Source organism: Massilia sp. Dwa41.01b, assembly GCF_014171775.1.
In the GTDB taxonomy this organism is placed as follows: Bacteria; Pseudomonadota; Gammaproteobacteria; order Burkholderiales; family Burkholderiaceae_D; genus Telluria.
In genome coordinates, this window is record NZ_CP050454.1 from 509,226 (window position 1) to 520,517 (window position 11,292).

The 11,292-nt window shown below is 62.9% G+C and carries 11 protein-coding genes; 6 read left to right on the forward strand and 5 right to left on the reverse strand.

Annotated elements, in window-relative coordinates; translation table 11 throughout:
* Nucleotides 1-16: 16 nt before the first annotated feature.
* From G4G28_RS02230 to G4G28_RS02235, 3 genes are all read right to left on the reverse strand, one after another.
* Entirely contained in the window at nt 17-1,084 is a 1,068-nt protein-coding gene (locus tag G4G28_RS02230) for an efflux RND transporter periplasmic adaptor subunit (RefSeq protein ID WP_229425404.1), read from the reverse strand.
* A complete protein-coding gene (locus G4G28_RS25090; protein ID WP_229425405.1) occupies nt 1,000-1,281 on the reverse strand; it encodes a hypothetical protein in 282 nt (93 codons plus the stop codon). Before G4G28_RS25090 ends, G4G28_RS02230 begins: the two co-directional genes overlap by 85 nt.
* 416 nt (nt 1,282-1,697) lie before the next feature.
* A complete protein-coding gene (locus G4G28_RS02235; protein ID WP_183107988.1) occupies nt 1,698-3,584 on the reverse strand; it encodes a phosphoethanolamine transferase in 1,887 nt (628 codons plus the stop codon).
* Between the two features lie 363 nt (nt 3,585-3,947).
* Between G4G28_RS02235 and rpsL the strand changes: the two genes are divergently transcribed.
* The 6 genes from rpsL to G4G28_RS02265 all read left to right on the forward strand — a co-directional run bounded on the left by rpsL (nt 3,948) and on the right by G4G28_RS02265 (nt 10,138).
* Nucleotides 3,948-4,334: a 30S ribosomal protein S12 gene (rpsL, locus tag G4G28_RS02240; RefSeq protein ID WP_056336781.1), complete on the forward strand. Its 387-nt coding sequence runs from the start codon at nt 3,948-3,950 to the stop codon at nt 4,332-4,334.
* Between the two features lie 136 nt (nt 4,335-4,470).
* Nucleotides 4,471-4,941: a 30S ribosomal protein S7 gene (gene rpsG / locus G4G28_RS02245; RefSeq protein ID WP_182990690.1), complete on the forward strand. Its 471-nt coding sequence runs from the start codon at nt 4,471-4,473 to the stop codon at nt 4,939-4,941.
* A gap of 152 nt (nt 4,942-5,093) precedes the next feature.
* Nucleotides 5,094-7,199: an elongation factor G gene (gene fusA / locus G4G28_RS02250; protein WP_182990691.1), complete on the forward strand. Its 2,106-nt coding sequence runs from the start codon at nt 5,094-5,096 to the stop codon at nt 7,197-7,199.
* Nucleotides 7,200-7,278: 79 nt separating this feature from the next.
* A complete protein-coding gene (gene tuf, locus G4G28_RS02255; protein ID WP_182990156.1) occupies nt 7,279-8,469 on the forward strand; it encodes an elongation factor Tu in 1,191 nt (396 codons plus the stop codon).
* Between the two features lie 188 nt (nt 8,470-8,657).
* Nucleotides 8,658-8,975: a 30S ribosomal protein S10 gene (gene rpsJ / locus G4G28_RS02260; protein ID WP_036209000.1), complete on the forward strand. Its 318-nt coding sequence runs from the start codon at nt 8,658-8,660 to the stop codon at nt 8,973-8,975.
* A gap of 239 nt (nt 8,976-9,214) precedes the next feature.
* A complete protein-coding gene (locus tag G4G28_RS02265) occupies nt 9,215-10,138 on the forward strand; it encodes a hypothetical protein (RefSeq protein WP_183107989.1) in 924 nt (307 codons plus the stop codon).
* A gap of 125 nt (nt 10,139-10,263) precedes the next feature.
* Here the strand turns inward: G4G28_RS02265 and G4G28_RS02270 are convergent, their stop codons facing one another.
* Nucleotides 10,264-10,671, reverse strand: coding sequence for a hypothetical protein (locus tag G4G28_RS02270; RefSeq protein WP_182990693.1), 408 nt, complete (start codon nt 10,669-10,671; stop codon nt 10,264-10,266).
* 41 nt (nt 10,672-10,712) lie between these two features.
* On the reverse strand, nt 10,713-11,249 hold the full coding sequence (locus tag G4G28_RS02275) for a hypothetical protein (protein WP_182990694.1): 537 nt from the start codon (nt 11,247-11,249) through the stop codon (nt 10,713-10,715).
* Between the last annotated feature and the right edge of the window lie 43 nt (nt 11,250-11,292).

Here is an 11,292-nt window from a genome sequence, read left to right on the forward strand (position 1 = left end):
ATTGACGATTGATGGCTTAGTTGATCGACACGCGGGCCGCGTTCTCGAAGGCGTCGGTGCCGGCGACGACGATCTTCTCGCCGGGCTTGAGGCCGTCGACGATTTCCACGGCCGAGATGCTGGTAGCGCCCAGCCGTACCGGTGTGCGTACGGCGACGCCGTCCCTGACGACATAGGCATAGCGTCCGCCTTCGCTTTCGACAAAGGGACCACGTGCCACCATCACGACGTTCGGTTTTTCCTCGATCAGCAGGCGTGCGGTGACGCGCTGGCTCTGGCGCAGGCCCTTCGGCTGGGCGCCATCGAAACGGACCCGCGCCAGCACCTGGTTTTTCACCACTTCCGGCGACAGGGCGACGAGCTTGCCGGTGGCGGTACCGGAAGGCAGGGCGATTTCGGCGGTCATGCCCAGGCCCATGTCGGACACATAGGTTTCCGGGACTTCGAGTTCGACTTCCAGGCGCGACAAATCGACCAGCGTCATCAGAGGCGCGTTCGCGGCCACCACCATGCGGTTCTGGACGTTCAGGGTGCCGATGAAGCCGTCGACCGGGGCGCGCACGGTCAGCTCGTCCACGCGGCGCTGGGCATTCGCCATCGACAGGCGCGCGCGCTCCATCTCGTTGGTCTTGGTGCGAATCGCCAGGGCCACGTCGTCGCCTTCGAGGTTGGCCGCCTGGGCCGCGTGCTTCGCGCGGATGCCGGCCGAGTTCAGGGCGTCCTTGGCCTTCTGGTAGTCGATCTTGGCGATCACGCCCACCTGCGCCACGCTGTCGTAGCGTTCCAGCGTGCGCTGGGCCGACAGGCGCTCGATCTCGGCGACGTCGGCTTCGCGCTGGGCCAGCAGCTTCTGCTTGCGCGACAGGATCTGCTGGCGCGCCACTTCCGCCTTCAACTGTTCGTAGGTCGACTGCTCGCGTTTCAGGGCGTCGGACAGGTCGGGCGACTCGAGGACGGCGAGGACGTCGCCCTTTTTCACCGTATCGCCGGCGGCGACCTTCAGGTTGACGGTGGCGGGCGCGGTCGAGAACAGGGTCGGGCTGACGGCGGCGACCACGCGGCCGTTGACGGAGGCGTCGCGCACCAGGTGCCGCGGCCGACTTCGGCGATGCGCAGGCGGCTGGCGCTGACGGCGTGTTCGCTGTCGCCCCAGCTTTTCAGCAGCAGGGCGGAGATGACGGCGAGGAGCACGACGCCACCGGCCAGCATCGCGCGGCGCTTGAATTTCTGGCCGGGTGGCGCGGCGACGACGGTGTCTTGATGGGAGGTATCGCGGATCATGGTGGTTTCAATAACGACGTGGATGCTGTCGTTGTTGCACGATCCGTGCCAGGGGTTAAGTCCTTGATTTCATTGGGGCACACGAAGCGCGGACGGGTGTCCGGGTGTCCGGACGGGGAGGTGCGTACGTACGCGGACACGGGTGTGCCCACCGCCGTGTTCACGCGGTGTGGGGCTGTTGCCTGTGCCGTTATCGGTCCGCATCATCCGCGTGGGCACGGGGTGCCCACCCTACAGGAGACGCTGCATATCGCAGTTCCGTATGATCTCGCTGATATCAGTGACCGTAGGGGTCATTGAGGCCAGTGGCCTTGATGACAGGTTCACCGGGCACCCGTGCCCACGCGGATTGGAGAGACCACGAACGGCACAGGCAACAGCCCCACGTCCGCCTGTGATCCCCAACGTCCGCCACCCTACCTGCGCGGCAGCGGCTTGCCCTTGTCGATCACCTCGCGGCAATCGCCGCGCATGCGCGCATTGTCGTAGTCGGCCCAGCCATAGCTGTCGACATAGCGTTTATGCGCCGTCAGCCGGGCGCTGGCGATGCTGCGCGTGGGGTCTTCGCCGGGATAGCGGATGTCGCCCAGGTCGACCAGCGTGTGGAATACGTTCTCGGTCGACAGGCGCGCCGCCCGGTGGGCGCGCAGTTGCGCCACCTTGGCGGGAAAGCGCGCGCCATACGCATCCGAATACCAGGCAAAGGCCGGCACATGGAACTCGTACTGGCTGTTGTGGCCATGGAAAACCTGGCGGCAGCTGCCGTCGAACAGGGTCTGCCCGTGGTCGGCCACGTACATCAGGGCCGCTGCCTTGTCCGTCTCCTTCAGGCGCCCGACCAGCTGGGCCAGGAACCAGTCGGTGTACAGGACCGAATTGTCGTAGCTGTTGTTCAGTTGCGGCTCGATCGCGTCGTCGGTCAGCACCGGCTTGTCCACCCCCAGCAGCGACGGCTTCCACTGGTCGAAACGGGCCGGATAGCGGTGCGCGTAGTTCCAGTGGCTGCCGATGGTGTGCAGCACGATCAGCTTTTTCGGCGCCGGGTCGGCCAGGGCGCGGCTAAACGGGCCCAGCAGCACCTCGTCGAGGCTCGGCTTCGTGTGCAGGCTGCCCAGGTTGAAAAATTCGGTCGCGTCGGCTTCCCTGGCGAACACCGAGACCGGCGTATCGAACTTGCCGAACGAGGTCTGGTTCGACAGCCAGTACGTCTTGTAGCCGGCCTCCTTGAAGGCGCTGAGGAAGGATTTTTCGCTGAAGCCGTCTTTCAGGCTCTGCATCGCCGGTTTGCGCGAAATGATGACCGGCACCGACAGGCGCGTTGCCGACACCGAGGTGATCAGGTCCTGCAGGGAGACCAGGTTCGTTTCCCGTGCCAGCAGCGGATTCGTCTCACGCGCATAGCCGTTCAGGCTCCAGCGATCGAAGCGGGCCGATTCGCCCAGCACCATCACGACGACCGCCGGCGCATTGCCTGGGTCGGCCTGGACGGCGTCGAAGCGGAAGGCGGCGCTGCGGCGGTCCAGCTCGGCGAGATAGACGCGTTCCTTGTAGAAGTCCTTGGCACGCGCCACCAGGCCGAAGGGCCAGGAGCGCGCGAAAGCCTCGGCCGGGAAGGGCAGCCGGGCCCAGTGCGGCAGGGGCGGCGCGGCACCAGGCACGGACGTGGCTGCGGCGGAAGCGGCACTGCCCGCCGGGTGCGCCCTGGCCGCGACCAGGTGCACGCCGGGTCGCGCCGTCCTGGCGGCGGCACGCTCGCCTGGCGCGACGCCGTAGCGCTTTCCATACGCGAACATGGCCACGGCCAGGACCAGCAGGCCCACCACCAGCCAGCGCGAGCGGTCGTTCCAGTCGAGGTCGCGCGTCGTCCAGGCTGCGCGCCAGCTGCTGCCCCACCAGGCCAGCACGCCGACGAAGACGGTCACCAGCAGCCAGGCGCGCCCACCGAGGAATTCCATCGCCTCCATCGGGCTGGTCTCGGCCAGGATGCCCGTGTGGTGGGTGGAGATGCCCTGGCCGTAATACAGGTACAGGTAGAGCTCGACCGGGAGCGCGAGGAAGGCCGGCAGCAGCAGCGGATGGAACCAGGCCGGACGCTTGAACACGGCCCACAGTGCCATCCAGCCGATCACGGCGATGCCGGCCAGCTGTCCCGGGCGCTCCAAAGGCAGGCCGAGCGCCAGCGGCAGGAAAGCGACCGCCGACAAGGCCAGGTAGCTCAGCAGCAGGTAGAGGTTGCGGGGGCGCAGCAGGGCGCGCTGCGGCAGGGGCGGGCGCGACAGGGCACGGCGCGGCGGGTTGAGCATGGAGGCAGAATAGTGGGCGACAAGAGGGGCAGCCATTATCCGGCCTTTATCACCGGAAAAGCTATTCCCTAGCTGCAAGAATTCCAACTGCATGCCCGTCAATTGTGTCATGACTACCACAGGAGCCCGCCTTTTCCTCCCCTGTAGCCACTGCTGCGACAGCAAATCGGTTGACCGCGTTTTGCGAGGAGTCTATACTCGCGAGTTCTCGATTTATTCTGCGGGTCGTATACGCATTCACAGCCGCTCCTTCGGTGAGTGGCTTTCGGCGCCTCGGCTGTCAGACCGATACGGGACTAGGTTTCAGTCCCCGGGCAAGCTTGCCCGGGTTATCAACTGTAGTACTTTGTTGGATTAGGAACGATGCCAACCATCAATCAACTGATTCGCAAGCCGCGCGTTGCCGCGGTTGTGAAGAGCAAGTCGCCGGCACTTGAAAACTGCCCGCAAAAGCGCGGTGTGTGCACCCGTGTGTACACCACCACGCCGAAGAAGCCAAACTCGGCACTGCGTAAAGTCGCCAAAGTGCGTCTGACCAACGGTTTCGAAGTCATTTCGTACATCGGCGGTGAAGGCCACAACCTGCAGGAACACTCGGTCGTGCTGCTGCGCGGCGGTCGTGTGAAAGACTTGCCAGGTGTGCGTTACCACATGGTCCGCGGCGCACTGGATACCCAGGGCGTGAAAGACCGTAAGCAAGCTCGCTCGAAGTACGGTGCGAAGCGCGCCAAGGCCGGCGCCAAGAAGTAATCATCTGCGGTCTCGGTCATATCGAGGTCACATATAAACGTTAAGTTGAGCCGGCCGGAAGGCCGAGTAAGTGAGTGGTCATGAGGGCCCCTCGCGAGTGCGGAACAAGCACTCAACTGAAGATAAAGGAATTGAAATGCCACGTCGTCGTGAAGTACCCAAGCGCGAGATCCTGCCAGATCCAAAATTCGGCAACACGGATGTCGCCAAGTTCGTCAACGTTCTGATGCTGTCCGGCAAGAAGTCGGTCGCTGAAAACATCATCTACGGTGCGTTTGAACATATCCAGCAAAAATCGGGCAAGGACCCGCTGGAAGTGTTCGCGGCCGCGATCAACAACTGCAAGCCGATGGTCGAGGTGAAATCCCGCCGTGTCGGCGGCGCCAACTACCAGGTGCCAGTGGAAGTTCGTCCGGTCCGTCGTATGGCGCTGTCCATGCGTTGGTTGCGCGAAGCCGCAAACAAGCGCAGCGAAAAATCCATGCCACAACGCCTCGGCGGTGAACTGATGGAAGCGGCTGAAATGCGCGGTGGCGCGATGAAGCGTCGTGACGAAGTCCACCGTATGGCTGAAGCGAACAAGGCGTTCTCGCACTTCCGCTTCTAAGCATTACGGGATAGTAGGGGTTTATTCCTGCAGGGTTCACCTCATCGGGTGTCCCAGTCGGGCGAACCCTGCAGCATCAGTTGTTCAGGCCGGGCACATTTTGACTCCAAGATGCCGCCCGGTTTTGTCCATTCAAAGATTTAGGAAAAATTATGGCACGCAAGACCCCCATTGAGCGCTACCGCAACATCGGTATTTCCGCTCACATCGACGCCGGCAAAACGACGACGACCGAACGCGTCCTGTTCTACACGGGCGTGAACCACAAGATCGGCGAAGTGCATGATGGCGCTGCGACGATGGACTGGATGGAGCAGGAGCAGGAGCGCGGCATTACCATTACCTCGGCAGCGACGACCTGCTTCTGGAAAGGTATGGCCGGCAACTTCGAGCCGCACCACATCAACATCATCGACACCCCGGGCCACGTCGACTTCACCATCGAAGTGGAACGTTCGATGCGCGTGCTCGACGGCGCCTGCATGGTGTACTGCGCAGTCGGCGGCGTGCAGCCACAGTCGGAAACCGTGTGGCGCCAGGCTAACAAGTACAAGGTCCCGCGTCTGGCCTTCGTCAACAAGATGGACCGTACCGGTGCGAACTTCTTCAAGGTCTACGAGCAGATGCGCGCTCGCCTGAAGGCGAATCCGATCCCTCTGCAGATCCCGATCGGCGCCGAAGAAAACTTCCTCGGCGTGGTCGACCTGATCAAGATGAAAGCGATCATCTGGGACGACGCATCGCAGGGCATGAAGTTCGACTACCGCGAGATCCCGGCCGAACTGGTCGATCAAGCCAACGAGTGGCATGAGAAGCTGGTCGAAACCGCCGCTGAAGCGTCGGAAGAGCTGATGAACAAGTACCTGGAAGAAGGCGAACTGTCGGAAGCCGAGATCAAGGCCGCCCTGCGCCAGCGTACCATCGCATCGGAAATCGTTCCGATGATGTGCGGTACCGCGTTCAAGAACAAGGGCGTGCAGGCCATGCTCGATGCCGTCGTCGAATACCTGCCGTCGCCAGTGGACATTCCACCAGTCGCCGGTACCGACGAGGACGACCAGCCGACCACCCGCCGCGCTGCCGACGACGAGAAATTCTCGGCGCTGGCATTCAAGATCATGACCGACCCGTTCGTCGGCCAGCTGATCTTCTTCCGCGTCTACTCGGGCATGGTCAATTCGGGCGACACCGTCTACAACCCGGTCAAGGGCAAGAAGGAACGCCTGGGCCGTATTCTGCAGATGCACGCCAACCAGCGTGAAGAGATCAAGGAAGTCCGCGCCGGCGACATCGCCGCTGCGGTCGGCCTGAAAGAAGCGACCACGGGCGAAACCCTGTGCGATCCTTCGTCGATCATCACCCTGGAAAAGATGGTGTTCCCGGAGCCCGTCATCCAGCAGGCTGTCGAGCCGAAGACCAAGGCTGACCAGGAAAAAATGGGCCTGGCGCTGAACCGCCTGGCACAGGAAGATCCGTCGTTCCGCGTGCGTACCGACGAAGAATCGGGCCAGACCATCATCGGTGGTATGGGCGAGCTGCACCTGGAAATTATCGTTGACCGCATGAAGCGCGAATTCGGCGTGGAAGCAACCGTCGGCAAGCCACAGGTTGCCTACCGCGAAACGATCCGCAAGGCCGTCACCGACGTCGAAGGCAAGTTCGTCAAGCAGTCGGGTGGTCGTGGTCAGTACGGTCACGCCGTGCTGTCGATCGAGCCGCAAGAGCCGGGCAAGGGCTTCGAGTTCGTCGACGCCATCAAGGGCGGTGTGATTCCTCGCGAGTACATCCCTGCGGTCGAAAAAGGTGTGCGCGAGACCCTGACCGCCGGCGTGCTGGCTGGTTACCCGGTCGTTGACGTGAAAGTCACCGTCACCTTCGGTTCGTACCACGACGTCGACTCGAACGAGAACGCGTTCCGTATGGCCGGTTCGATGGCATTCAAGGACGGCTGCCGCAAAGCATCGCCAGTCATCCTCGAGCCAATGATGGCCGTGGAAGTGGAAACGCCGGAAGACTACGCCGGTAACGTGATGGGCGACCTGTCGTCCCGCCGCGGTATGGTGCAGGGCATGGACGAAATTCCAGGCGGCGGCGGCAAGATCATCAAGGCCGAAGTGCCTCTGTCGGAAATGTTTGGTTACTCGACCTCGCTGCGTTCGGCGACCCAGGGCCGTGCAACCTACACGATGGAATTCAAGCACTACTCGGAAGCGCCCAAGCACGTGATCGACGCAATCGTCACCGCGAAAGCCAAGTAATAGAAATACGTGCCGCGGCGGGTGTCTGCCGCGGCTACAATAACAACACAGTAAATCGTTCTTTTAAAGGAAGATCAAAATGGCAAAAGGTAAATTCGAACGGACCAAGCCGCACGTCAACGTCGGCACCATCGGTCACGTTGACCACGGCAAAACCACCCTGACGGCTGCAATCGCAACCGTTCTGTCGAAGAAGTTCGGCGGCGAAGCTAAAGCATACGACCAGATCGATGCGGCTCCGGAAGAGAAGGCACGTGGTATTACCATCAACACCGCGCACGTCGAATACGAAACCGCGAATCGTCACTACGCGCACGTCGACTGCCCAGGCCACGCCGACTACATCAAGAACATGATTACCGGTGCTGCCCAGATGGACGGCGCGATCCTGGTGTGCTCGGCCGCTGACGGCCCGATGCCACAGACCCGCGAGCACATCCTGCTGGCGCGTCAGGTTGGCGTTCCTTACATCATCGTGTTCCTGAACAAGTGCGACCTGGTCGACGACGCGGAACTGCTGGAACTGGTCGAAATGGAAGTGCGTGAGCTCCTCTCGAAGTACGAGTTCCCAGGCGACGACCTGCCAATCATCAAGGGTTCGGCACGTATGGCGCTGGAAGGCCAGCCAGGCGAACTGGGCGAAGATTGCATCGTCAAGCTCGCTGAAGCCCTGGACACCTACATCCCGACGCCAGAGCGCGCTGTTGACGGCGCCTTCCTGATGCCAGTCGAAGACGTGTTCTCGATCTCGGGTCGCGGCACCGTCGTCACCGGTCGTGTCGAGCGCGGCATCATCAAGGTCGGCGAAGAAATCGAAATCGTCGGCATCATCGATACCGTCAAGACCACCTGCACCGGCGTGGAAATGTTCCGCAAGCTGCTGGATCAAGGTCAAGCTGGCGACAACGTCGGCCTGCTGCTGCGCGGTACCAAGCGTGAAGACGTCCAGCGTGGTCAGGTTCTGGCAAAGCCAGGCTCGATCAAGCCGCACAACCACTTCACCGGCGAGATCTACGTTCTGTCGAAAGATGAAGGCGGCCGCCACACCCCGTTCTTCAACAACTACCGTCCGCAGTTCTACTTCCGTACCACCGACGTGACCGGCTCGATCGAGCTGCCAGCGGACAAGGAAATGGTTATGCCAGGCGACAACGTGTCGATCACCGTCAAGCTGATCAACCCGATCGCGATGGAAGAAGGCCTGCGCTTCGCAATCCGTGAAGGCGGCCGTACCGTCGGCGCGGGTGTCGTTGCCAAGATCATCGCCTGATAGCGTTTGATCGGCGCATCGGGCCGCCCGCAAGGGCGTCCTGATCGTACAACAGAGGGGGCAGAATTTCGATTCTGCCCCCTCTGTTCAAGTAGGAACGGTGATATACTTCCGCTCCTTTGCAGTATGTAGCACCTGACAAATCATTGCCGGCCCCGAGCCGGTTCGCTCTTTTCTAAGGAAATCGCATGTCCGCTCCAAACCAGAAAATCCGCATCCGCCTGAAAGCGTTCGACTACAAGCTGATCGACCAGTCCGCACTGGAAATCGTCGACACCGCCAAGCGCACCGGCGCTGTGGTCAAGGGCCCGGTCCCACTGCCGACCCGCATCCAGCGTTTCGACATCCTGCGTTCCCCGCACGTCAACAAGACCTCGCGCGACCAGTTCGAAATCCGTACGCACCAGCGCCTGATGGACATCGTCGATCCTACCGACAAGACCGTTGACGCACTGATGAAGCTGGACCTGCCAGCTGGCGTCGACGTCGAAATCAAGCTGCAGTAATACTTTCCACGGCCAGCGCGGAGCGATCCGCGAGGCCAGGAACATCGGGGCCGGGAAGGGCCGCCATCTGGCGAAGCTTCCCGGCCCCGATGCCGTTTACGTCGCCCGTTCGTGTTCGCTGTCGACGGCCAGTGCGGGCGCCAAAACCGGCCGCAACGGTGCCTGCATATTGCCAAAATGCTATACTCTCCTGGGCTGCACAGCGGCAACCTGCCGCGCGGCCCGTCAAGGAGACGTGCATGCACAGTATTGAAGCCAGCTGGCGCGAATCGGCCGCCAAGCTGAACGACACCTCCTGGGTCACCCTGTTCGGCTACGCCTACGCGGCCTCCTTCACCGTCATGCTGCTGAGCATGGCCCTGCCTGCCCAGTGGCGCGAGGCCACGAAGGGGCTTCCCCTGGTGCTGCCCCTGCTGTTCCTGGTAGCCAAGGACCTGGCCCAGATTCCCGACGTCGCCATCCGCCTGCGCACGCTGCGCGCCCAGGGGGCCAACCCGCTACGCCTGCTTGCAGCCTGCCTGCCACCCGGCGTCATCGGCATGGTGCGTCTCGACCGAGCCATCTGGCGCGGTTTCTTTTGCTGGCTGCGCCGCCAGCCGCAGCCGGCCCGCCCAGGCGGCGTCCAGCTCGGCTTCCAGGCCCAGGGCGCGTATTCGACCGTCATCGCCATCGGCCTGTTCGCCGTCCTCGTGGAGCTGCCGCTCGACGCCGCCATCCTGCCGCTGTTCCTGAAGGATCCCGACGAGTTGCGCACTATCCATCTCCTGCTCGGCCTGGGCAGCCTGTACAGCCTCGTCTGGCTGCTGGGCGATCGCTGGCTCGTGCGTGGCAGCTGCCACGTGCTCACCGACACCCATCTCGACCTGCAGGTCGGCGCGCGCGCCAGCGCCCGCATTCCGCTGGGCGGGGTGGAGCATGCGCAACTGCTGCGCGACTCCGTCGATGCGTGGCGCAAGGCCCATCCATGCCGACTGATGGAAAGGGTCTCGATCACGCCATTCGACAAGCCGAACCTGGTCCTGACGCTGCGCGCGGATGCCGGCTGCGCGATCGTGCACCACGGCGTGGTGCGCAGCGGAGTGCGGTATGTCTTCCTGTATCTCGACCGGCCGCAGCAACTGATTGCGGCCCTGGATGCGCGCCAGGAACCAGGAAAAAGCTGACCGGTTTCCAAGGACAGCGCGCCCGCGACGACAGCTCCCGCGCAAGGAGAACGGGGCCAAGCTGGGCGCGCGCAGGAAGCGAGCACGTTTTTATTGCGAGGAAGGAAAGCTGACGGACAGCCGGCCTACTGCAAATGGTCCAGCACCGTCGAGAATGCCGGCAGCGCCATCGCCATCGCTTTCTGCTCGAACGCTGGCGCCGTCAGCGGACCGGTCACCGTCTCGCGAACGGCTCCCTGCGGCGACCGCGTCGCCGTATCGACGATAAAATAGCTCGTCGTGCCGCGATTGCCTTCTGGATGCTGTTTCGCTACCAGGTAACGCCCGTCCCAGCCGACCGCGAACACCGTGCTGTCGACCAGCACATCCCAACTACCTTCGCCCTCGTCGCGGGCCAGCGAGACGTTTTCCGGCGTATCGATCCAGAGCAATGCATAGGGGCCGCCGCGCCATTCGACCCCGGAATCGAACAGACTGCAGGAACTCAGGAAGCCTGCCATGACAAGCAGCAGAGCGCGGCGCCAGGCTGTCATTGCCTCTCCTTTATGCGAAAGTGTCCGCCGGCCGCTTCTTCTTACTTTTCCCGACTGATCGTCTGCAGCAGCTTGAACGCTTCGCGTTCGATGGACGGCTCCGCAGCCGCCAGTTCCTTGCTTGCCAGGACATAGGCGGCGCGCTTGCGCTCCTTCTTCTCTTCCGGCGCTACCGATGGACGCGCGTATGGATCGACGAACTGGGCAGAGTGGTTGTAGCGCTTGTAAATGACCTGCTTGCCGTAGGGCGTGCCGTAGAAGCGCGTCATCTCGATGGCGGTATCCGCCGAAATCGCCTGTACCAGCTGCGGCGCCAGGCGCCGGTAGACCTCTGTCGCCGGCAGTTTGTCGAGCTTGGCGAACACGGCCTGGCGCTGCTCCTGGCTCGGGAAGCGGCTGCGGGCCGCGACGCCGCGCAGCACTTTTTCGACCTGCATCGCGCCCAGCAGATCCTGCACGGCCTGCACGTGGGCGGGACCGGTAACGGCCGCCTGTGCGGCGGTCGGCACGGAAGCGGCAAACGCAGGCGCCGCGGCAAGCAGCGACAGACCGAATACGGCGTGGACTACACACTTCATGGGTTCTTCTTTCAGGTGGGGTTGTCGTCGGCTTCCCGGCACG